This is a genomic window from Bartonella melophagi K-2C (assembly GCF_000278255.1).
Classification (GTDB): domain Bacteria; phylum Pseudomonadota; class Alphaproteobacteria; order Rhizobiales; family Rhizobiaceae; genus Bartonella; species Bartonella melophagi.
Genome location: NZ_JH725081.1, coordinates 130,198 through 154,421 on the forward strand (window position 1 = coordinate 130,198; position 24,224 = coordinate 154,421).

19 protein-coding genes, 1 tRNA gene and 1 pseudogene are annotated in these 24,224 nt (G+C 37.6%); 13 read left to right on the plus strand and 8 right to left on the minus strand.

Annotated elements, in window-relative coordinates:
* Nucleotides 1–121 precede the first annotated feature (121 nt).
* A complete protein-coding gene (gene acnA, locus ME3_RS00545; RefSeq protein ID WP_007476126.1) occupies nt 122–2,809 on the minus strand; it encodes an aconitate hydratase AcnA in 2,688 nt (895 codons plus the stop codon).
* Nucleotides 2,810–3,101: 292 nt separating this feature from the next.
* On the opposite strand from acnA, the gene ccmA reads away from it, so the two are divergent.
* From ccmA to ME3_RS00570, 5 genes are read left to right on the plus strand one after another with little or no spacing between them, the layout of a single operon-like run.
* Nucleotides 3,102–3,713 (plus strand): heme ABC exporter ATP-binding protein CcmA, encoded by a 612-nt coding sequence (gene ccmA, locus ME3_RS00550; RefSeq protein WP_007476128.1) that lies wholly within the window; start codon nt 3,102–3,104, stop codon nt 3,711–3,713.
* Nucleotides 3,714–3,726: 13 nt separating this feature from the next.
* On the plus strand, nt 3,727–4,389 hold the full coding sequence (ccmB, locus tag ME3_RS00555; protein ID WP_007476130.1) for a heme exporter protein CcmB: 663 nt from the start codon (nt 3,727–3,729) through the stop codon (nt 4,387–4,389).
* 45 nt (nt 4,390–4,434) lie between these two features.
* Entirely contained in the window at nt 4,435–5,184 is a 750-nt protein-coding gene (locus ME3_RS00560) for a heme ABC transporter permease (RefSeq protein ID WP_007476132.1), read from the plus strand.
* Nucleotides 5,185–5,202: 18 nt separating this feature from the next.
* Complete coding sequence (gene ccmD, locus ME3_RS00565; RefSeq protein ID WP_007476134.1) at nt 5,203–5,454, plus strand: heme exporter protein CcmD; 252 nt, start codon at nt 5,203–5,205, stop codon at nt 5,452–5,454.
* On the plus strand, nt 5,429–6,055 hold the full coding sequence (locus tag ME3_RS00570; RefSeq protein ID WP_007476136.1) for a DsbE family thiol:disulfide interchange protein: 627 nt from the start codon (nt 5,429–5,431) through the stop codon (nt 6,053–6,055). Before ccmD ends, ME3_RS00570 begins: the two co-directional genes overlap by 26 nt.
* A 232-nt stretch (nt 6,056–6,287) precedes the next feature.
* Here the strand turns inward: ME3_RS00570 and ME3_RS00575 are convergent, their stop codons facing one another.
* Entirely contained in the window at nt 6,288–6,821 is a 534-nt protein-coding gene (locus ME3_RS00575; RefSeq protein WP_007476138.1) for a GcrA family cell cycle regulator, read from the minus strand.
* 438 nt (nt 6,822–7,259) lie between these two features.
* On the opposite strand from ME3_RS00575, the gene ME3_RS00580 reads away from it, so the two are divergent.
* The 3 genes and pseudogenes from ME3_RS00580 to ME3_RS00590 all read left to right on the plus strand — a co-directional run bounded on the left by ME3_RS00580 (nt 7,260) and on the right by ME3_RS00590 (nt 10,189).
* Nucleotides 7,260–8,447: an aspartate aminotransferase family protein gene (locus tag ME3_RS00580; protein ID WP_007476139.1), complete on the plus strand. Its 1,188-nt coding sequence runs from the start codon at nt 7,260–7,262 to the stop codon at nt 8,445–8,447.
* A gap of 17 nt (nt 8,448–8,464) precedes the next feature.
* Nucleotides 8,465–9,113 (plus strand): annotated as a pseudogene (locus ME3_RS00585) (Rossmann-fold NAD(P)-binding domain-containing protein).
* Nucleotides 9,114–9,175: 62 nt separating this feature from the next.
* Complete coding sequence (locus tag ME3_RS00590; protein ID WP_007476143.1) at nt 9,176–10,189, plus strand: Hsp33 family molecular chaperone; 1,014 nt, start codon at nt 9,176–9,178, stop codon at nt 10,187–10,189.
* Nucleotides 10,190–10,275: 86 nt separating this feature from the next.
* Here ME3_RS00590 and ME3_RS00595 read toward each other — a convergent pair whose 3' ends face one another.
* Nucleotides 10,276–10,860, minus strand: coding sequence for a Smr/MutS family protein (locus ME3_RS00595; protein ID WP_007476144.1), 585 nt, complete (start codon nt 10,858–10,860; stop codon nt 10,276–10,278).
* A 60-nt stretch (nt 10,861–10,920) separates the two neighbouring features.
* Nucleotides 10,921–11,613, minus strand: a complete 693-nt coding sequence (locus ME3_RS00600) for a Tim44/TimA family putative adaptor protein (RefSeq protein ID WP_007476145.1) — start codon at nt 11,611–11,613, stop codon at nt 10,921–10,923.
* 181 nt (nt 11,614–11,794) lie between these two features.
* Between ME3_RS00600 and ME3_RS00605 the strand changes: the two genes are divergently transcribed.
* Together ME3_RS00605 and secB are read left to right on the plus strand one after the other, a co-directional pair.
* Complete coding sequence (locus ME3_RS00605; RefSeq protein WP_007476146.1) at nt 11,795–12,292, plus strand: FxsA family protein; 498 nt, start codon at nt 11,795–11,797, stop codon at nt 12,290–12,292.
* 134 nt (nt 12,293–12,426) lie between these two features.
* Nucleotides 12,427–12,903 carry a protein-export chaperone SecB gene (gene secB, locus ME3_RS00610; RefSeq protein ID WP_007476148.1) on the plus strand — a complete coding sequence of 159 codons (477 nt, stop codon included), beginning with the start codon at nt 12,427–12,429 and terminating at the stop codon, nt 12,901–12,903.
* 77 nt (nt 12,904–12,980) lie between these two features.
* Here secB and ME3_RS00615 read toward each other — a convergent pair whose 3' ends face one another.
* Complete coding sequence (locus ME3_RS00615; RefSeq protein WP_007476150.1) at nt 12,981–15,281, minus strand: NADP-dependent malic enzyme; 2,301 nt, start codon at nt 15,279–15,281, stop codon at nt 12,981–12,983.
* 212 nt (nt 15,282–15,493) lie between these two features.
* Here ME3_RS00615 and mutS point away from each other — a divergent pair, with 212 nt between their 5' ends.
* On the plus strand, nt 15,494–18,220 hold the full coding sequence (gene mutS / locus ME3_RS00620; RefSeq protein WP_007476152.1) for a DNA mismatch repair protein MutS: 2,727 nt from the start codon (nt 15,494–15,496) through the stop codon (nt 18,218–18,220).
* 620 nt (nt 18,221–18,840) lie between these two features.
* Here mutS and ilvD read toward each other — a convergent pair.
* The 3 genes from ilvD to ME3_RS00635 all read right to left on the minus strand — a co-directional run bounded on the left by ilvD (nt 18,841) and on the right by ME3_RS00635 (nt 22,014).
* Nucleotides 18,841–20,679, minus strand: a complete 1,839-nt coding sequence (gene ilvD / locus ME3_RS00625; RefSeq protein ID WP_007476154.1) for a dihydroxy-acid dehydratase — start codon at nt 20,677–20,679, stop codon at nt 18,841–18,843.
* A 753-nt stretch (nt 20,680–21,432) separates the two neighbouring features.
* Nucleotides 21,433–21,508 (minus strand) — tRNA-Ala (locus tag ME3_RS00630).
* A gap of 125 nt (nt 21,509–21,633) precedes the next feature.
* Complete coding sequence (locus ME3_RS00635) at nt 21,634–22,014, minus strand: TIGR02300 family protein (RefSeq protein WP_007476156.1); 381 nt, start codon at nt 22,012–22,014, stop codon at nt 21,634–21,636.
* Nucleotides 22,015–22,201: 187 nt separating this feature from the next.
* Between ME3_RS00635 and aroA the strand changes: the two genes are divergently transcribed.
* Both aroA and cmk read left to right on the plus strand, forming a co-directional pair.
* On the plus strand, nt 22,202–23,533 hold the full coding sequence (gene aroA / locus ME3_RS00640; protein ID WP_007476158.1) for a 3-phosphoshikimate 1-carboxyvinyltransferase: 1,332 nt from the start codon (nt 22,202–22,204) through the stop codon (nt 23,531–23,533).
* Entirely contained in the window at nt 23,530–24,177 is a 648-nt protein-coding gene (gene cmk / locus ME3_RS00645; RefSeq protein WP_007476160.1) for a (d)CMP kinase, read from the plus strand. Before aroA ends, cmk begins: the two co-directional genes overlap by 4 nt.
* The last annotated feature ends 47 nt before the right edge of the window (nt 24,178–24,224 follow it).

Below are 24,224 nucleotides of genomic sequence, written 5' to 3' on the forward strand. Positions count from 1 at the left end.
GTGCTCTTATAACGTAATCTGAAAACAAACGTCAATTAGATTCTTAAAGATGAACCTAAAAATCAGCAAAACACCTCTTTGAGACCCTACTTAAACACACTGTTAAACAGATAAATTTTATTTAACCTGCCAAATTACGCAAAACATAGTGCAAAATGCCACCATGATGCAAATAATCTAACTCATCCTCAGTATCAACACGACATAATAATGGCACAGTTTTGACCACTCCATCAGAAAAAGTGATTGTAGCTGTAGTCTTCTGACGAGGTTTCAAATTATCGATTTCTTCAATCGTTATTTGTTCATCTCCTTTTAAACCAAGCGATTGCCAACTTGCACCCACTTCAAATACAAAGGGAACAATACCCATGCCAACAAGATTAGACCGATGAATACGCTCAAAAGATTGAGCAATCACTGCTTTTACACCAAGAAGATTAGTACCTTTAGCCGCCCAATCACGAGATGACCCGTTGCCATATTCAATACCAGCAAAAATAACGAGCGGGACTCCTTCTTGCTTATATGTCATTGCTGCATCGTAAATTGTTGTTTCTTCTTTGGATGGATAATGAACTGTATAACCTCCTTCACGACCACTTTTTCCCAACATAAAATTACGAATGCGAATGTTAGCAAAGGTCCCGCGCATCATAACTTCATGATTTCCACGACGGGTTCCATACTGATTAAAATCAGCCACTTTAACACCATGATCAGTCAAATATTGCCCCGCAGGCGAATCAACCTTAATAGAACCAGCAGGAGAAATATGATCAGTCGTAATTTTATCACCAAACAAACCTAAAATTCGTGCATTTTTAATATCTTCTAATGCACCAGGAACTTTCAGCATACCGTCGAAATAAGGCGGATTACGTACATAAGTTGATTGATCATCCCAAGAATAGGTAACACCAGAAGACACTTGAACTTTTTGCCAGTTTTCATCTCCCTTAAAAACATCTGCATATTTCTCAACAAAAATCTTACGAGTAACATTTTCTTCGATAAATTCTTGTATTTCTTTAGAAGTAGGCCAAATATCTTTTAAGTAAACTAGCTGACCATCCGAACCTCTACCAAGAGGTTCTTTGGTTAAATCTTTGCGTACCGTTCCCATAAGAGCATGCGCTACAACTAACGGTGGTGAAGCCAAATAATTTGCTTGCACATCAGGTGATACACGCCCTTCAAAGTTACGATTACCTGAAAGGACTGCTGAAGTAATTAAACCATTATCGTTTATCGTTTTGGAAATAGCTGGCAGCAAAGGACCAGAATTCCCAATACATGTCGTACATCCAAACCCAACTAAGTTAAACCCTAAAGCATCCAGATCTTTCTGAAGACCTGAACTAAGAAGATAAGCCTCAACTACCTGTGAGCCAGGCGCAAGAGAAGTCTTAACCCATGGCTTGGTTTTGAGACCTTTTGCCACAGCATTACGTGCCAAAAGGCCAGCAGCAATAAGAACACTTGGATTTGATGTATTCGTACAAGAAGTAATCGCAGCAATCACCACATCCCCATGACCGAGCTCATACTCTTCACCCTCAACCTTATAACGGTCATTTTGCCCAGTAGTTTTCTTATAATCATGGAGCAATGCCATCTCAAAACCTTGGCCCACATCTTCCAATGGAACCCGTCCTTCAGGACGTTTGGGGCCAGCCATAGAAGGCACAATGCTTCCCATATCTAATTCAATTATATCACTAAAAATAGGATCAGATCCTGTTTCATCACGCCACATCCCTTGTGCTTTAGAATAAGCCTGCACTAAAGCAATCCGACTTTCATCGCGCCCTGTCATATTGAGATAGCGTATTGTTTCTTTATCAATTGGGAAAAAACCACAGGTTGCTCCATATTCAGGTGCCATATTCGCAATTGTCGCCCGATCAGCAAGCGTCATATACTCTAAACCAGGACCAAAAAATTCAACAAATTTACCAACAACACCTTTTTGGCGTAAAATTTGCGTCACCCTTAGAACTAAGTCAGTAGCAGTTACACCTTCTTTCAGCTTTCCAGTTAAATGAAAACCAATAACTTCAGGTAATAACATTGAAACTGGCTGTCCCAACATGGCAGCTTCTGCTTCAATACCGCCAACACCCCAACCTAAAACACCCAAACCATTCACCATGGTTGTATGCGAATCAGTTCCCACACACGTGTCAGGATAAACCGTCTGACAACCATCTTCATCATTCATCCACACACATTGCGCTAAATATTCTAGATTAACCTGATGGCAAATTCCTGTTCTTGGAGGAACAACACGAAAATTTTGAAAAGCTTTTTGCCCCCATTTAAGAAAGCGATAGCGTTCACCATTGCGTTCATACTCGCGTTCAACATTTTTCTGAAATGCCATCGAATTGCCAAAATTATCAACGATAATTGAGTGATCAATGACAAGGTCAACAGAGATGAGAGGGTTGATCTTTTCACCATTACCTCCAAGTTTGACCATAGCGTCGCGCATTGCAGCAAGATCAACAATTGCAGGAACGCCAGTAAAATCTTGCATGAGAATGCGTGCGGGGCGATAAGAGATTTCTGCACCAGCACTGCCTTTATCATTCAACCAATGAGCAATGTTTAAAATATTTTCTTTTTTAACTGTACGGCCATTTTCAAATCGTAGCAGATTTTCGAGAAGAACCTTCATGGAAAATGGCAAACGAGAAACATCTTTAAGACCGTTTTTCTCTGCTTCAATCAAACTATAATAAATGTATTCTTTGCCACCAACATTTAAAGTTTTACGACAATTAAAACTATCAATTTGAGACATGATTGTTCATCCTTATATTATGCATTCACCCATTTTCCGGAATGAACAACACAAACTGCAGATATAAAATGCAGCTTGAATACGAATATAGTCACTTCCGCTATCCATTCCCCGCTTTCTTCGGTCAATTTGCAGCTCGACCCTAAAATCCATTCCACATCGACAACTGATAGAACATACACCTTATAAAACTATTCCTAGAACTATTCTAGATACAATTACATAAAAAACGTGTTTTTTATTTTACAATGTAATAAAAACTATAGAAATAATAAGAATAACAGGTAATCACATGGTGTTATTAGGTAAAAATCTAGCAGCACGTAGAAATGAAGAAATTTTATTTCAAGGCCTTTCTTTTTGTCTACTTCCACAACAACTCATGACAATTACAGGCCCAAATGGCATTGGAAAATCGACATTATTGCGAATCATTGTCGGCCTTCTTGAAGCTGCTGAAGGCCATGTCATTTTTAAAGAACATACACAAACATATCCCTTAGCTAGTGTATGTCATTATCTCAGTATTCAAAATGCTATGAAATCCTCCTTATCAGTCATTGATAATCTGCAATTTTGGGCAGCATTTTACGGTCAATATCTGCGTACTCCCCATGAAGCTCTTGCAGATGTTGGTCTTTCTGATCTTGGGCACCTATCTTTTCGCGTTTTATCAACTGGGCAAAAAAGACGCGTAGCTATTGCTCGTCTTTTGCTATCCTATCGTCCTGTTTGGATTCTAGATGAACCAACATCTGGCGTTGATAGCCATACCCAAATCATTTTCGCAAATCTTTTTCAGAATCATCTCAACCAAGGCGGCATGATTATTGCTGCAACCCATATACCCCTTGGTCTTCCAGAAAAATACACAATTGCCCTAGAGCACTTTCTACCCTTATAAAGAGAAAATATAAATGAAAGCATTATTCTGGCGAGATCTTAAATTAACCTTAGAACCACAAGTTTCTTCACTAACAGAGCTCTTATTTTTTATTGCTGTTATTATGATCATTCCTTTTGCCATCGGGCCAGATCCAGATATTCTCGCACGAATAGGTCCAGGTATATTATGGCTTGGTGCTCTTCTAGCTAGCCTACTTAACCTTAATAAACTGTTTCAAATTGATTATGATGACGGCAACCTTGATCAACTTATCCTTGCCGCTTACAGACAAAGCTTAACACTTATTGTTTTCACCAAATGCCTTGCCCATTGGGCAGGCACTATGCTTCCTCTTATTCTTGCTACCCCTATTTTAGCATTTATGCTCCATTTAGATGCTAAAACAACTTTCGCAACGATGCTCACCCTTTTATGTGGAACACCTGCTATCATTTTTATTGGTGCCGTTGGTGCAGCATTGGCAATATCATTGCCGCACAGTATTATCCTTACTTTTATTATTATTCTGCCATGGACAATTCCAATCATGATTTTTGGTGTTGCAGCTGCTACAGCCCCAATAATACCAAACATCTTTTTTACTGCCTTGGCTTTTCTTATTGCTTTCTCACTTTTTTTGAGTATCTTTAGCTCTTTTGTCGCGGCTATAACACTGAAATATTTATTAGAATAATAAAAGATAATTGCTGCAAAACTAAAGTTTGCTTATTATAAACTTATGAATGAATTATTACGTCAAAAAAATACGAAGCTTTTCCTCATAAATTCAACTCGTTTTATGGAAATCAGCAGTGCTGTTTTACCTTGGTTAACCAGCGCAACAGTGCTTTTTCTTATCTTAGGATTAGCTCTTGTTATACATTCTCCCGATGACTATCAACAAGGTATTACTGTTAGGATTATGTATATTCATGTACCTTTTGCGTGGCTATCTACAATTTGCTACATTATAATGAGTGCCGCTGCACTAAGCAGCCTGATTTGGAATAATTGTCTTGCTGATATAGCACTCAAATGTAGTGCTCCCATTGGAGCAGTCTTTACAGCTTTAGCCTTAATGACAGGAGCCCTTTGGGGACGCCCCACGTGGGGAACCTGGTGGGTATGGGATGCTAGATTAACATCAGTTTTAATCTTATTCTTTATTTATCTTGCTATTATCACGCTCGCTCGTGCTTTTGATAACCAAGTAAAAGCTGCACGTGCTACAGCGATTTTAACACTGGTTGGATTAGTTAATATCCCCATTATTAAATTTTCCGTCAATTGGTGGAATACGCTTCATCAATCAGCATCACTTTTACGTTCAGGTGGCACAACAATTGACGGCTCCATGCTATGGCCACTTATAACTATGATGTTTTGTTTTACTCTTCTATTTATCTTATTAAACTTAATGGCCATGCAAAATGAAATTACTCGTCGCCATATTCAAGCACTCCAAACTAAAATAACCCGTCGCATTTAACATTAAAACTGCTTTACCATGCCTAACTCAAATAATATGCAAAATAAACTTTTAGAAAATTTTTCTCAGCGCATTGATTTTCTCCTTGGCACTCTTCATCATGAACAAACTGTCATTTTAAGTTACATGCTTTCTGCAATTACTCTCCTTTGTTTTATTGGGCATATTCTCCGTAAAGGAGCACATCAAAGAAAAATCTTGCAACAACTACAAGCAAAAGAGCTTATTTTGGAAGAAAAATGCGATGAAAACAACTCCATCCAAATGTAAAAAAAGTATATCTTTACCTATTTTATTTGGCCTGCTTGCACCATTTTTGCTCTTTCTTCTCCTGATCTTACTGCTCTTTAGCTCTATAAAAAACAAACACTCCAACAATCCCTCCCTCACCTCAAAAAATATATTAATTGGAAAACCAGCTCCCAAAATTAATCTTCCCTTGTTAAACAAAGACGATTATTTAAATTCAGAACAGTTTAAAGGACGCATAACATTAATTAACTTTTGGGGATCTTGGTGCCCACCCTGCCGTGAAGAACATCCCGTCCTTATGAAAATCGCAAAAGATTATCATTTTAATCTTATCGGAATTAATTTTAAAGATAACAAAGAAAATGCCAAACGTTTTTTAACTCATTTTGGCAATCCTTTTAAACTTATCGGTTTTGATGTGTCAAACCATACAGCCATTAACTGGGGCGTATATGGACCACCGGAAACCTTTGTTCTGGATAAAGAAAGCATCATCATTGCCAGGCATATTGGCCCTTTAACATGGCAAATTTATCAAAAAGAAATTCTGCCAAAAATAGAAAAAGCTATAACTGTCAAAGAATCTTCTAACGATAAATTATTTATTTCACCCAAATAAACAATTTTACTCTTTTGGTGCTTTATACACGCACCAATGTGTATTATTATTTGAATAATCACGAAAAGTGAAATTTGAACCCTAAAGATTCAAATAAAAATGTCACATCTATTTAAATATATATCTTCACAAAAAATCTCTTTTATAAGATCCAGATTTAAAAAATAATTTTTCACTTTTTTAACTAAAATTCACTATAAAATACAAACTCTGATATAGGATAACACCTTAATTATATTCTTACTCGCCGTTTTTCTGATATTGGTTGAAACGCTATTTTGGCATGAAAAGCGCAATAAGGGTTGCCTTCACCAGAATCAGCACCACAAAAATGAAAATCTGATGACAAAGGATCTCCGACTGGCCATCTACATGTATTTTCACTTAGTTGCAAAAGATTAAGATGACGTGAAATAGGAACAACCACTTTTGATTGCTCTAGAACATCAACTGCTGCCATATCCTCAGTTATAAAATCCATTTTCAAAGCTGTAGCTCCAACACTGCAAGAAATAGCATTTTCTGGAACTACAGAGGATGCAGTGCGGCGCATTCGTGGTATCAATGAACCAACACCTGTTGATGTTTTTTGTACACGCGATATTACAGGTGTTGTTTTACCACGCCCTGGTAATTTTAGCCGATGTACTTTACCGATCACTGCATTTCTGCTAACCCCACCTAGTTGAGCTGCGATCTGACTTGCACTTAGACCCTCACTCCAAAACTTCTTAAGAAGTTCAACGCGTTCACATGTCCAGCCCATACAAGAACTCCTTTCTGATTATATCATTGAAATGCATCTTTATCGCATTTTCAAATGTCTTAACTTTATTTTACACAAATTTTTATATTTTAAAATCAAGCGCAAAAAGATCCCTTTTGATCCGTAAATTTACAAACGTAAATACAATTTCGTTTGCTTATTTAGACTATAATATGCACTGACTCTATGACAAGAGCCTTTGCCTTCTGAAATGTTTTTTTAAAAAGTTTTCCCCAACTTGCGAATCAATCATAGACAAAATTCTTTCTTTTGCTCTGACCTTTTCATGTAAACATACCTTTAGAAACCTTAATTGACTTTTTATGAATTGGCGCGATAGTTTATCAATAATTTTGAAGTACCGATTACATTGCATTGATAAGCGTAGTATTATTTTATTCATCAGATTGCGGTGCTTAAGAAATAAAGGAAATAATGATGGGAAGCACCTCTACACAATCACTTTATAATAGTTTTGCTCGACGTAATTTGTGTTTTAAACAAGGCAATGGTGTATGGCTTATTTCCGATAAAGGAGAGCGTTATCTTGATTTTACATCTGGCGTTGCTGTCAATGTTTTAGGATATGCTCATCCAAAACTAATCAACGCTCTTAAAATAGAGTCTGAAAAACTTTGGCATATTTCCAATCTTTTTCAATCACCTGAACAAGAAGCACTTGCTACACGTCTTTGTGCAGATAGCTTTGCTGACAAAGTTTTTTTCTGTAACTCTGGTGCAGAAGCATTAGAGTGTGCATTTAAAACTGCCCGACATTTTCACTATGCAAATGGTCAACCAGAACGTTTTGAAATTATTACTTTTGAAGATGCATTTCATGGCCGTACACTTGCAACACTTTCTGCTAGCGGACAAGAAAAATATCTTGAAGGTTTTGGTCCTAAAGTAAGTGGTTTTATTCAAATTCCCTTTGGGAATGAAAAAGCTTTACATAGTGCCATTAATAAAAATACTGCAGCCATCCTTATTGAACCCATTCAAGGAGAAGGGGGGCTTCGAGTAGTACCTCTTGAAACTCTAAAGCTTTTACGCAAACTATGTGATGAAAATGATCTGTTATTGATTTTAGACGAAGTTCAAACTGGTATTGGACGAACAGGTAAACTTTTCGCTTATGAATGGAGTGATATTGCACCTGATATTCTCACTCTAGCAAAAGGGCTGGGTGGTGGCTTTCCATTAGGGGCTTGCCTTGCAACAGATAAAGCCGCAAAAAGCATGACACCGGGAACCCATGGTTCAACTTTTGGAGGCAATCTTCTTGGTATGGCTGTTTGCAATAGTGTTCTTGATGTTGTGTCAGAGCCTGGTTTTCTTAACCATGTTCAACACGTAGCGCATCAACTAAAACAAGGGCTTTTAACTATTCTTGAAACTTATCCTGATGTTATTTGCTCAGTTCAAGGAAAAGGCCTTATGATAGGTATCCAGTGTATCGTCCCCCAAAATGATGTCATCACCGCATTAGAAAATGAACATATTTTAAGTGTTAGTGCCGGCAACAATTTTGTGCGTTTCTTACCTCCTCTCATCATAACTGAAGAAGAAATACGTGAAGGTCTGCATCGTATTGAAAAAGCAATTGCTCACCTTTCAAACTCATAAAAAATACATGTAATCTCATGACAAATGCTCTTCGCCATTTTACTGACTTATCCATTTTAACCCCGCAAATAGCACGCGCTATTATCGATTATGCTGCAATCCTTAAAACAACTTTTAAAGCAGAACAAAATTCAAAATCCTTTGTTGGTAAAACATTAGTAATGATTTTTAAAAACCGTCTACACGCACTCGCATTTCATTTGATATTGGAATGCAAGAGTTGGTGAAGAAACGCTTATGTTAACTAGTGCAGAGATGCAACTCAGTCACAGTGAAATCATTACTGATACAGCACGAGTATTATCGCATTTTGTAAACATCATTACACTAAGGACTACAACACACCATCGAATGTTCGAATTAGCACAACATGCCCAAATTCCTGTCATTAACGCCCTCACAGATGATACACATCCTTGCTAAATTCTAACAGATATTCTTACTTATGAAGAACATCGTGGATCAATTTCCGGCAAAATATTTGCTTGGATGGGGAGACAGTAATAATGTTCTTCATTCCTTAATTGAAGTGACAGCTCTTTTTATGCATTGTCTTCCTGCTCATCGTGACGAAGAAGTCGTAGATATTGAATTGATGGACCGCATTCTGTCGTTTTTGATGAAGCTGGAAATCGTCTTCATACCCAAAAAACGATTCTTGCTTAGTGTTTACATGACGCATTTTTCTCTGCACAATAATTTATTCAAAATCATAAAAAGTCAAAGACATGAACGCTGAAAGCAAAAAAAACAATAACGAAACTTATTCTAATGACGTCTTCTTGAATGGAGATGATACTGTCATTCCCTTTCAAGTTGAAGGACTTGACGTGCGTGGACGTATTGTACAACTTGGAGAAGCTGTAAATTCTATTCTTACAAGTCATCAATATCCTGAACCTGTCTCTTATCTTTTGGCAGAAGCTTTGGTTTTAACCGTTTTGCTCGGAACATCACTCAAAATTAAAGGGAAATTTATTTTACAAACTCACTCTAATGGACCAGTAAATATGCTGGTGTGTGACTTTACTACTCCCTCTCAGCTGCGTGGTTACGCTCGCTTTGATGAAAAAAATTTAAAACAAGCAATAACCAATGGTCAAACATCTTCAGAAATGCTGCTTGGCAAAGGAACCTTGGCATTTACCATCGATCAAGGCTCCCATACGAAACGCTATCAAGGAATTGTCGCGTTAGATGGATCAAATCTACAAGAGGTTGCCTGTACTTATTTTGATCAATCAGAACAAATCTCCACAGATATCCGTTTGGCAGTCGCCATGTTAATTAATCATGATCACCAAGGAAAATTAACAAAAACCTGGCGAGCAGGGGGTATTTTAACCCAACTTTTGCCTCAAGCATTACCCCATCATAAAACGCATATAGTACATAGACAAGTAAAAGAAACCAAAACTCATGCCCAACTTAAAGATCAATGGCAAGAAGTTAAAGTACTCACTAAAACCATTGAAAATGAAGAACTTACAGCCCCTCAAATTGGTCCTAAACGGTTATTGTTTCGCCTTTTTCATGAACAAGGCGTTACAGTTTTTAAAGCCTTTCCTATTGTGGCTCGATGTTCCTGCTCGCGTAAAAAAATTAAAACGATATTAGATAAATTTTCTACTGAAGAACGCGCTCAAATAGTCGAAAACCAACAAATTTCAGTCACATGTGAATTTTGTTCAACAGTCTATTATTTCAAACCACAAGAATTTTCTGAAACAGAACACGAATGACCTCTACTTATAACAAAGAAAAGCTGTTTCTTCTTAATTCAACAATAAACATGATTTGCACAATTTCGCTAAACACAGCATCATAATTATTTCCCCTTACGTAAACTACGTAACCGGATATAAAGTGCGCCATTTCCACCATGCTGATGGGAAGCTTTCTCAAAAGCATGAATATAATACCTAAAAATTGGTGTTGATAACCAATAAGGAACATACTGACATAGAACGCCATTACTTCCATGTGATTGGCCTTTTCCTGTAATCACTAAAACATAGCGCAATCCATGTTGTTGAGATGATTGTAGAAATTTTTTTAAGAAAAAATAGGCTTCATCCTGTATAAAACCATGAAGATCAATATATGCTTCAATAGGATAATGACCCTTTGCAATTTTACGATGTGTTGCATGATCGAAAAGATATATTTTTTCTGTTTGTTCTATCATCCCTCTACTATTTTTAACCATTGCTAATTGTTTTTGATGTTGTTGAGAAAATGAAAGAACATGTTCTGCTTGCAGTTTCTTACGTTTAGTATTTCCAACATCTTCTCTTATCAAAGGAAAGCTTCTATCATGAAGTGGTATCGTAGTACGACAAACCTTCTCCCACAAAAGGCTATCTTCTAACACCAATAACTTATGCCCCTCCTCCTCTTGACCTCTAGCCATTTTGACCCTGCAATTTTCCTTGAATTCAATTTAAAAAACTCAAATAAACGAACAATCGTTTTAATCTCCATCTTCTGTCGCGAAAAGTTTCCAATTTGGGTCTTGTGATAAACTGTTGCGAACAAAAGTCCAAACATCTTTAATTTCTACAATAGCTTCAGGATCACCATCTATACATTCGTCTTGCTTATTATAAGTTACAGAAATAATTTCACTAACAATACGCACAGTTAAAAACTCTTCACTTTTTTGCATTTCTGCTGCAACAAATTCAACTTTATTAATCCCAACAAAAGTAAACTCGACCTTCTCCTTCCTCTTTTCACGCTGCTCAATCGCTGCACAAAAACTCTCAAAAACATTCTGAGAAAGCAACTTTTTAAGCTGATCACGATCGCCTTGCGCAAAAGCTATCATAATCATCTCATAAGCAATTTGAACACCGTTGATAAAAAATTGAGGAGAAAAATTAGAATCAGCCTGACAGATAACCCGCAAACCATCATTCAATGCGCTCCCTTCTGGTGCAATTGCATCAATTTCGCTAAAATCTTTCTTTCGTGCGTTAGCCTGATGAGGAAACGAAAGACTATGATCGACTGTTTCTGTTTCAATCTGCTTTTTAGAACAACCAGAATAAGGATCAAAGGGAGGTCTTTCAAAACCAGTCCGCTTTCCTAATACATTACGCAGTTGCATAAAAACAACAACCATAATAACAAGAGCTATTACAAGTACAACGTCAAATTCCATGGGTGCTGTCAATCTCCAAACTTAAAGTGATCTGCAATAAACATTGCAGTTAATATTATTTATCAATAAATATATAAATTAAATAAATCTACCATTCAAATAGTGTTTATGGTCTCTAATTTAAGTTGAAACGACACTATATAAGTTTTCCTATAAAAAATCTTGAGAAGGGAAGTTTCGTGTGACAAAATTCTATCATATAAAGCCTCACTTTTTTGTGGTTATTGTCCTTAGCGTTCTTTTTATCGAAATTGCCAGTTTTATTGTTATTGGGAATGAAATAGGAATTTTAGCAACTTTAAGCTTAATCCTTTTAACAATGATAATTGGAAGTATTTTATTACGTATTCAGGGTATTAGCCTTTTAAAAAATATACAACGAGAACTTATCCAAGGGACTATGTCAGAATATTATACAGCTGATGATGTTCTCATTATTATTGGTGCGATTTTACTTATTTTTCCTGGTTTTGTAAGCGATATTTTTGGAATATCACTCCTTATAAAACCTATACGTACGTTTGTCCGTTTCCTTTTTTTATCATTAAAAAATAAAATTAATGCTAAAACCAGTGCCAATACCCAAAATAAATCTGAAAAAATAATTGAGCTTAACGCAGAAGATTATCAAAGCTATAATATCAAAGAATCTCCTTGGCGTATAAATGATGATCATTAAAATATAAAAAAGCGACAACAAACCAAAAAATAACAAAGACAAAAGAACGTTTCTTGTAACCTTGCACAAAGCATGGTAACCACTTTATTTTGAAACCTGAAAAATATATGCATTCCATATGAAAGGTATTTAATATGGCCGAAGGTGAAATAAAAAATAAAAACGCAGGGCCAGTTTTTGCTGTATTGACTCAGTATTTAAAAGATTTTTCATTCGAAAATCCAAACGCCCCTCAGTCATTGCGTCCGCGAGAAAAAGCACCGCAAATTGATATTAACATAAATGTTGATGCCAACCCAGCTGGTAATGATAATTATGATGTAACCTTATCACTTTCAGTCAAAGCCTTTGATGATGCTGAAATATTATTTCATGTAGAGTTGATTTATGGTGGCATTTTCCATATTAAAAATCTTCCACAAGAACACGTTATGCCATTGGTCTTTATTGAATGCCCCCGTCTTTTGTTTCCCTTTGCTCGGCAAATCATATCTGATGCCACTCACAATGGTGGTTTTCCGCCCTTGCGTATCGATCCTATCGATTTTACAGCTTTATTTCAAAAGCGCATTGCTGAAGAACAAAAAAACAACTCAACACAATCATCTTAAAAAGAGTTTCAAAACAGATGCGATCTATTTTTGGTTTTTCAATATCAAAAAGATCTTAAAATTTCAGTTTTTTTCTCTCAAATAATTTTTGCTGCATGATAAGCCGCCAGGGTTGCAATATTGACAATATTTGTGTCGTGTCCACTAAACGGCACAATTTGGACAGATTTTTTTAACCCAATTAAAATGGGACCAATAATAGTTGCTTGGCCAAGCTCTTGTAACATTTTACTTGCAATTGAAGATGAATGATATCCAGGCATAATCAAAATATTAGCAGGCTCTGTTAACTTCATAAAAGGATATTGCTGCATCAGTTTCGGATTGAGTGCTACATCGGCACTCATTTCTCCATCAAACTCAAAATCAACCTTACGTTCACACAAAAGATTAACAGCATCCTGGATATGCTGAGTAATCTGCCCTTTCATATACCCAAAGGTAGAGAATGCTAAAAATGCTACCCGTGGCTGATATCCCAATCCACGAACAAAAGAAGCAGTTTGTTCAGCTATGTCGGCAAGTTCTTCAGCGCTAGGATGTTCATAAATAGCTGTATCAGCAATAAACACAGTCCGCTCACGACAAATAGCCATTGAGATACCAAGCAACCGTTCTTTTGGTTTCTCATCAATTACCCGGCGTATATCCATTAAAGCTGTTTCATAATTTCGTGTTACCCCTGTAATCATCACATCAGCATGGCCCAATGCTACCATACAAGCGGCAAAATAATTGCGATCATTATTAATGCGGCGATGACAGTCCCTCAACAACCAACCTTGGCGCTGCATTTTTTTATAAAGATAATCAGCATAAGCATCCGTATAATCGGATAGTTTAGCATTAACAATAGAAATACCTTCACGTTCAAGATCAATTCCAGCAACAGCAGCAGTACCTTTAATCTGTTCTTCACGACCAATCAAAATTGCTTTACCCAATTTTTGATGAACATAAGAAACAGCTGCGCGCATCACTTGTTCTTCTTCGCCTTCTGCAAAAACAATTTGTTTTGGCGCTTGACGAACACGATTGTAAACACCACGCATCGTGGATGCAATAGGATCGCGCCTAGCATTTAAATCACGCTCATAAGCCTCTAAATCATCAATATGCTTCCTTGCAACACCACTCTCCATTGCTGCTTTTGCCACTGCAATTGAAACAACTGTAAGCAAACGTGGATCAAATGGAACGGGAATAATATAGTTTGGGCCAAATTTTAGCCGATTGCCATGGTAAGCTTCTGCAACGCTATCTGGCACATCCTCATGTGCTAAACCAGCAATAGCTCTCGCTGCAGCAATCTTCATACTTTCATTAATAACTGTCGCACGCACATCAAGCGCCCCGCGAAATATATACGGGAAACAAAGAACATTATTAATTTGATTGGGATAATCTGATCGACCTGTTGCTATAATAGCATCATCACGTACTTGCATAACCTCTTCAGGTGTAATTTCGGGATCGGGATTGGCCATAGCAAAAATGATCGGCCGTGGAGCCATTGACTTGACCATTCCACGGGTTAGTGCACCTTTAACTGAAACTCCGAAAAATATATCAGCCCCTTCCATTGCTTCGGCAAGAGTACGTTTATCTGTTTTTGTAGCATGAGCAGACTTCCACTGATTCATCCCCTCTTCACGACCTTCATAGACAACGCCTTTAGTGTCACATAATATAATATTTTCAGGCCGAAAACCCATTGCTTTGATGAGTTCAATACAAGCAATCCCCGCAGAACCAGCGCCATTGCAAATTAACCGCGTACTCTTCATATCACGCCCAGTTAAATGCAAAGCATTGAGAACACCAGCAGCTACGATAACTGCTGTTCCATGTTGATCATCATGAAAAACAGGAATGTTCATTATCTCGCGCAAACAGCTTTCGATAATAAAGCAATCAGGTGCCTTAATATCTTCAAGATTAATGCCGCCAAAAGATGGCTCCAAATGACGCACTAGATTGATAAAACTTTCTGTATCGTTTGTGTCAATTTCTAAATCAATCGCATCGATATCTGAAAAACGCTTAAAGAGTACCGCTTTTCCTTCCATCACCGGTTTAGATGCCAGTGCCCCCAAATTCCCTAAACCTAAGATTGCCGTCCCATTTGATATAACAGCAACAAGATTGCCTTTTGCTGTATAATTATAAGCCAGTGCTGAATCGTGAGCGATTTCTTTAACCGGAACCGCTACACCTGGCGAATAAGCAAGTGCTAAATCACGCTGAGTTGCCATAGACTTTGTTGCAACAATTTCAAGCTTTCCCGGCCGACCACGACTATGAAAATCAAGAGCTTCTTGCTCGCTTGCACTATAAGCTTTTTTATGCGTTTTTTGACCCTGTTCATTTTTTTTCATCTTACTTATTTTTCTCCAAAAACAGTATATATTCTGCTTACTAACGAGTGCAATTATTTGATTTTAAAGTTTGATTCATATGCTAAAAATCGCTATGTTTTGATTAAATAGACAATTTACTATACGTTTCAATTTAGAGATAATGAAGATCTGCATTGAAGTAAATAAAAAAGGGCGTAAAAACCTATATCAAAGGAAATGGGCACGTCAAAATGACAGAAAAGACTGAATATAAAAATAATTTAATCCCACAGTCTGCAACTGCACATCAAGAACGCCTTACACCCATGATGGAGCAATATATAGAAATCAAAGCAGTCAATAGCGATTCTCTCCTTTTTTATCGTATGGGTGATTTTTATGAATTATTCTTCAATGATGCAATTGAAGCTTCCCAAGCTTTAGGAATCACTCTCACAACACGTGGCAAACATTTAGGCGAAGACATTCCCATGTGTGGTGTTCCTATTCATTCTGCAGATGATTATTTGCAAAAGCTTATCGCTTGTGGTTATCGTGTTGCTGTATGTGAACAAACAGAAGATCCTGCAGAAGCAAAAAAGCGCGGCTCAAAATCCGTTGTTCAGCGTAATGTCGTACGCCTTGTTACACCTGGAACCATAACAGAAGAAAAGCTTCTTGATCCAACGCGCGCAAATTATTTGATGACACTTGCTCGCACTAGAACCAATGATAGAAAAGAATTTGCCCTTGCTTGGATTGATATTTCCACGGGCATATTTCGTGTTACACAAAGTCACCATGAAAAGCTTTTGACAGATATCATGTGCGTAGACCCACAAGAAGTGATCGTAGCCGACTCATTTTTCCATGATCCATCGCAAAAATCGCTCTTTAATGCTCTTGGTCGTATTGTCTCACCTCAACCACTTAGTCTTTTTGATACAATAACCGCCGAACATGATATTTGCAGTTATTTTAAACTATCAACTCTTGAAGGCATTGCAGACTATTCACCTGCAGAACTTTCAGCAATCGCAGCAGCCATCCGTTATATTGAAAAAACGCAAATCACTCATCGCCCCCCTCTTATGCGACCTGAGCGCCAAAATGAAAGTGCCACCCTTTTTATTGATGCAGCTACTAGACTTAACCTTGAACTTATTCGCACCACATCTGGACAACGCGATGGAAGCTTACTAAAAACTATCGACCGTACTGTCACAGGAGGTGGTTCACGTCTTCTTGCTGAGCGCTTAATTTCCCCGCTTACTACTCCTGCAATCATTGATAAACGTCTTGATTCAATTGCCTTTTTTCTGAGCAATACTTCCCTTGCAAAAGCTATTCGTCTTATTTTGAAAGGAGGGGCAGATATGCCGCGTGCAGTTTCACGTTTAGCTCTTGGCCGAGGAGGACCACGTGATATAGCCACAATTCAGCGCGGTTTTGAAATTATTAATGAACTTAATCAGCTTCTGAGCAATGAATTGCCTCCTCAAGAAATAAATGATGTACGAGAAGTATTCTCACATTTACCCATTGCTTTGCATGTTCAATTAGAAAAAGCATTAGCTGATGATCTGCCTCTTCTTAAACGTGATGGTGGTTTTATTCGTCCTAATTATCATCAAGAATTAGATGAAACGCGCAGTTTACGTGACGAGTCCCGTCGTATCATTGCTGAACTTCAAGCACAATATGCTCAAGAAACAGATATAAAAACACTCAAGATTAAGCATAATAACATTTTAGGGTATTTCATTGAAGTCACAAATTTACAAGCTTCAGCTCTCACAAATAACCCGCAATTAAAAGAACGTTTTATCCACCGGCAAACAATGGCAAGTGCTATGCGCTTTACCACAACAGAGCTTGTTGAACTTGAAAGCCGTATCGCTCATGCAGCAAACCACGCAATAACGCTTGAATTAGAAATCTTCGATACACTTGTTAATGAAATTACCGCACACGTTGATTTCATTCGTAAAGCTTCTGAAGCGCTTGCTGTCTTAGATGTATCTGTTGCTTTAGCTCACTTAGCTGAAGAACAAGGATATTGTCGTCCCAAAATTGACGATTCGCTTACCTTTCAGATCACTGGAGGACGTCACCCCGTTGTAGAGCAAGCATTACGAAAACAAGCAACAGAATCATTTGTTGCTAATGATTGCGATCTCTCTACACAACAAGACCATCAATATGCAGCAATTTGGTTATTAACAGGCCCAAACATGGGAGGAAAATCAACCTTTTTACGACAAAATGCTCTCATTGCTATTATGGCACAAATGGGCTCTTTTGTTCCAGCTGCTTCAGCTCATATTGGTGTTGTTGACCGCTTGTTTAGTCGTGTTGGTGCTTCTGATGATCTTGCACGGGGGCGTTCAACTTTTATGATGGAAATGGTTGAAACAGCAACCATTCTCAATCACGCAAGTAATCGTTCTCTCGTTATTCTTGATGAAATCGGGCGGGGAACATCAACCTTTGATGGCCTCTCAATTGCTTGGGCAGCGGTTGAATATCTTCATGAGGTAAACCACTGTCGTGCCATCCTTGCCACACATTTTCATGAAATGACAGCACTGACTAAAAAACTTAATCGTCTTCATAATGTAACAATGAAAGTCAAAAATTGGAATGGTGATGTGGTCTTTCTGCATGAAGTCACTAAAGGAGCTGCTGACCGATCCTATGGTGTACAGGTTGCAAAACTTGCAGGACTTCCCACAGCAGTTATCGCTCGTGCTACAGATGTTCTACAACAATTAGAAAAAGGTGAAATGAATGGAAAAGGAAACAAATTAATTGATGACTTACCACTATTTTCTCCTCAAATAACATCGCCCACAACTGAAGAAACAGACAAATATTATGCAATTAAAGAAGCTTTAAATAATATCCATCCCGATGAATTATCACCTAAGGCTGCGTTAGAAGAGCTCTATCGCCTTAAGCAGCTGAATGCACAATGAATTTTCTAATAAACTGTAGAAAGATTTCTTATCATTTACTTAGGCATATTTTTTAAAAAAGCTTTATTTGGATTTAAATCCTTTTGATTTTTCTCCTTTTAGGATTCATAATTTTTTATTTGGAACGTTAAAATCTAACAAGTAAATTTTATTTTTCTGATTTTTCCTTACCAACAACATTAAGTGATTTAGTTATCAGTATTATGGTGCATCAGTTTCTTTGGTAAACACTTTTACCTTGTCAAGATAACCTTCAAATATACCACTCTATTCATTCCCCATTTATGCTTATAACTCATTGTATTATTATTGCTTTTTGTTACAATCAGCAATAACTTATAGATTAAGTGTAAATTGATTTCATCCCTTAACTGCAGATCTTTTTTTTGGTATTTTAGTAGAGTTTATTTATAGTATTGTTTGGGATAACTCTTTGCTCTCTCTATGACTTAGAGAAACTACAGGAATCAAAAATTACATCATTTACATTTTTTGATCCCTCTACACTTTAATCAAAATAGTTCATAACGATCCTCTTACCAATGAGTGATCAATCCGAAAAATTATAAAAGTTTTGGTCAATTGCACTTATCTTCACTAAACTCAATTTTTTACTCAAATCAAATATTACGAACTGCGCCTTTAGCAGCAGACGTGGTCATAGCTGCATAAGCTTTTAGAGCCTTTGAAACTTTACGCTTACGTTCTTCAACCGGTTGCCAAGCAGTGTTTCCTTTTTCTTCCATCTTGGTACGACGGCGCATAATCTCAATATCATCAACCATCAAATGAATGATGCGGTTTGGAATATCAATCTCTATGATATCGCCCTCTTCCACTAAAGCAATTGTGCCTCCTTCCGCAGCTTCTGGTGAAACATGACCGATAGAAAGCCCTGACGACCCCCCCGAAAAGCGACCATCTGTTATAAGTGCACAGACCTTCCCTAATCCTTTAGATTTAAGATAACTCGTTGGATAGAGCATTTCTTGCATTCCAGGCCCACCGCGTGGACCTTCATAACGGATCAAAACAATGTCACCTGGTTTAATTTTATCGGACAAGATTGCTAAAACAGCTGAATCTTGACTTTCAAAAATCCGTCCAGGACCTTTAAAAGTTAAAATCGACTGATCAACACCTGCCGTTTTCACAATACAACCATCTTGTGCAAGGTTCCCATAAAGAACCGCCAACCCTCCATCTTGTGAATAAGCGTGTGCAATATCACGGATAACACCTTTTTCACGATCAAGATCAAGAGTATCATAACGAGATGCTTGGCTAAAAGCTATCTGTGTTGATACACCACCTGGTGCCGCACGATAGAATTCATGAATGCTTTTTTCATTGGTTTGTTTCACATTCCACCGACACAGCGCTTCTTTCATCGTTTGTGCATGAACCGTGTAAGTTGATGTATCGATAAGTCCGGCTGCATCTAATTCACCCAAAAGCCCCATAATACCACCAGCGCGATGAACATCTTCCATATGAATATTAGTAACAGCAGGTGCAACTTTGCACAAAACAGGAACACGACGTGAAAGACGGTCAATATCAGCCATGGTAAAATCCACCTTGCCTTCTTGCGCTGCCGCTAAAAGATGCAGCACAGTATTAGTTGATCCGCCCATAGAAATATCTACAATCATTGCATTTTCAAAAGCCTTGCGTGAAGCGATAGAACGCGGCAAAACTGTCTTATCATCTTGTTCATAATAACGTTTTGTTAATGTAACGATACGTCGGCCTGCCTCTTCAAAAAGCCGCTGACGATCTGCATGTGTAGCCAACATCGATCCATTTCCAGGAAGAGAAAGCCCTAATGCTTCTGTAAGACAATTCATAGAATTGGCAGTAAACATGCCTGAACAAGAGCCACATGTAGGACAAGCGGCACGTTCCATTTTAGAAACTTCTTCCTCTGAATTACGATCATCAGCCGCAACAATCATTGAATCAACTAAATCAACAGTAATATCCTGATCTTTCCATTTAATCTTGCCAGCTTCCATAGGGCCACCTGAAACAAAGATTGTTGGAATATTTAACCGTAAAGAAGCCATCAACATACCAGGCGTAATTTTGTCACAATTGGAAATGCAAACAAGAGCATCTGCACAATGGGCATCGACCATATATTCAACAGAATCAGCAATAATTTCACGGGAAGGTAAAGAATAAAGCATTCCATCATGCCCCATAGCAATCCCATCATCGATAGCAATGGTGTTAAATTCCTTCGCAACACCACCAGCGGTAGCTATTTCTTGCGCAACAAGTTGCCCAAGATCTTTTAAATGTACATGCCCTGGCACGAATTGTGTGAAAGAATTAGCAATTGCAATAATGGGCTTACCAAAATCCGTATCTTGCATTCCTGTTGCACGCCAAAGACCACGAGCCCCTGCCATATTGCGTCCATGAGTTGATGTTCTTGAACGATAAAAAGGCATTATTTCTTTCCTTGAATAATTTAAAATTCTTCTCTGTTGTGCTGCACTCTAATTATAAAGACAAGAATTTTAGCGCTAAAAACAAAATATTGTTCTACTGAAGCATTTGAATCTCTAAAAGACTAATATTCTTTACAAAATTCAATTCAACAGCTGTTATTTGTTCATAATCAATAAGATTATCCTATGTATCACTTTTTTAATTTTGATTAAATATAACAATAACTTACAAGAACTAAATAAAAGCACAACCAGACAATAATAATAACTAATATCAATTGAATTCATGATGAATAAACTTTAAATCATGAATTTATAATGCATTGATTTTATTATTTTTTTCTTGAAGACAAAATTCAAATCCCATTGCTATTTTGATATGAACTGCGCATTACGAATCATGAAGTTAGCACTATTTTCCAGTTTATGGATCTAATTTTCGCTACTCCTGAGATCTTTTATTACAGATTATAATCCAATCAATGGCTTTTTTGTAATGCCTTCGAGCAATAATAGAGTTTTTGTTTAATGAATAGTTTATTTTATTTTGCTTTTATTAAACTTTCATTTTTATGGCTGTTAAAAATTCAAAAAGACATAGAATGAATGAGTGCAAGATAAACATATTACGAACTTATTGAATAAACCTCTTAAAAAAGAGATTTATCACGAAAACCACGATACCTCTCAACCGATGTATAAATCTTCTTTCTAAATATTTGCATTATATTGAGAAAAACACCCCGACCTTTTTGGTGGAGCTAAGCGGGATCGAACCGCTGACCTCTTGCATGCCATGCAAGCGCTCTCCCAGCTGAGCTATAGCCCCATAAAAGATACCTTCTCTTCCCAAAAGGAAGATTAACAATCTAACAAAATTCCTAAAACGAGAAAAATCGAAGATCAAGAGGAATTTGTCTTCAACAAAACAAATGCTGAATCTTCTCGTTTTTTTTAAGTACCATCATCATCTGGAACACTACCACCAATAATGTCGGTTACATCGTCATCCTCATCGCTTTCAGTGTGTGATAAAAATGTATCATCGTCATCCCCGAGATCCATATCATCATCTTCCAAAATAGGGAGATCATCATCCTTAGAATCGTCAACATCTTCTTCCAGCAACATAAAAGCAGACTTTTCAAGTGCTGTATCCAGCTCTTCAGTGTCAACTTCTTCTTCGCTACTGGCTTCAGCTGCGGCAACCTCAAAATAAGAGCGCGGATAAGAAAGCCCTGTATAAGGTGATACAATAGGATCACGATTAAGATCATAAAATTTCTTTCCCGTTTCCGGGTCAACACGTTTGATTCCAAGTTCCTGTTTTGCCATGGACCGTGCCTCTTTGGTTAGCTACAATTTCATTTAAAAACGAATTTAAGGTGCTTAAGCGAAAAACAACGCATTTGTCAAAGATAAATGCATCGTTTCACACGGATTTTCTCATGACGTTTATTAAAGCGTGTGCTAAAGAACACTTAATTTTGTAAAATTTAGATTAAAATTAAATAAAGCTTCTATGCAAAACGCAATACCCGCAACAGCTCAAAAATCTACCAATCTTTCTGGTACAATCAAAATACCAGGCGATAAATCGATCTCTCATCGATCTCTCATATTAGGGGGGCTTGCAAATGGTGAAACACATATTCACGGGCTTCTTGAAAGCGATGACATTTTGCAAACAGCTGCTGCTATGCAAGCTATGGGTGCACATATTCGTAAGGAAAATAATCTCTGGGTCATTCGAGGAACTGGGAATGGCTGCCTTTTGCAAGCGCAAACACCTTTAAATTTTAAAAATTCTGGAACAAGCGCTCGCTTGATTATGGGAATGGTCAGTTCTTATCATATGAAAACAACTTTTACTGGCGATTCTTCTCTATCTAAACGTCCAATGAAGCGTATCCTTGACCCTTTGTGTTTAATGGGCGTTTCAGTTGAAACAACGTGTGATGATCATTTGCCTTTAACGCTTTATGGTCCTAAAATGGCTAGTCCGATTTATTATCGTGTACCAATGGCTTCTGCCCAAGTTAAATCAGCAATTCTTCTTGCAGGTCTTAATACTCCCGGTATTACCACTGTTATTGAACCAAGCCTCACCCGAGATCACACGGAAAAAATGTTAAAAGCATTTGGTGCTGAACTTGAGATAGAAACAGACAAAAAAGGTACACGTTTCATTCATCTGAATGGCCAACCACATCTTACTGGACAAACTATAATAAATGTTCCAGGTGACCCTTCCTCTGCTGCTTTTCCACTCATTGCAGCCCTTCTTGTAGAAGACTCCGATATCACTATTGAAAATGTTCTCATAAATAACTCTAGAATCGGTCTTATCCAAACATTGTGGGAAATGGGAGCTAAGATTGATCTTTTAAATCAACGCCAAACAGGCGGAGAGGATATTGCCGATCTACGGGTCAGGTCATCAATATTAAAAGGTGTAACTGTACCTAAAGAGCGAGCCCCATCAATGATTGATGAATATCCCGCTTTAGCAGTAGCAGCAACCTTTGCTGAAGGTAAAACAACTATGCTAGGAATTGAAGAATTGCGCGTTAAAGAATCAGACAGGCTTTCTGCCATTGCCCAAGGATTAAAAATCAACAATGTAGATTGTGAAGAAGGTGTAGACTTCCTTATTGTCCATGGGCAAAACTCAACAAAAGGCCTAGGAGGTGGATGCGTTACAACATATCTTGATCATCGAATCGCAATGTGCTTTCTTGTCTTTGGATTGGCATCAGAAAAACCTGTAACCATCGATGATACACGAATGATTGCCACAAGCTTTCCAGAGTTTATCCCCTTAATGTACCAACTTGGAGGTCAAATTCTTTGAAACCGTTTGTCATTGCAATTGATGGCCCAGCAGCTTCTGGTAAAGGAACATTAGCCCGTAAAATTGCAACCCATTATCATCTTCACCATTTAGACACTGGTCTAACTTATCGTGGTGTTGCGTATGCTCTTTTGCAACAAGGACTGGCTCTTGATGATGAAACTAGTGCTATCACATACGCCACAAAGCTTGATTTTAACACTTTAGATTCAAATCTTCTCACTTCTCAGGAAATTGGCGAAGCGGCTTCAAAAATAGCAACCATACCAATTGTACGCGAAATTCTTGTTACAAAACAACGCAATTTTGCCAAAACTCTGCCAGGCAGCGTGCTTGATGGCCGTGATATTGGCACTATTGTCTGCCCTGACGCAAATATAAAATTCTACGTTTTTGCAAATGCTCAAACACGCGCAAAACGTCGATATCAAGAAATTTTAAAAAAAGGAGCACAAGCAGATTATCATGAGATCCTTGCTAATCTTAAACAACGCGATAGACGTGATTTAACCCGCAAACAGAGCCCTTTAAAACCAGCAAAAAACGCCCACTTGCTTGACACGTCAGAATTGAGTATAGAAGAAGCATTAACAGCTATGTGTACCTTTATTGATCCTGTCATAAAAGCTCATACAGTTAAATAAAATCATCCTGGTGATTCCAGCTTAGCGCTAATTTTTCTTTCCTGTAT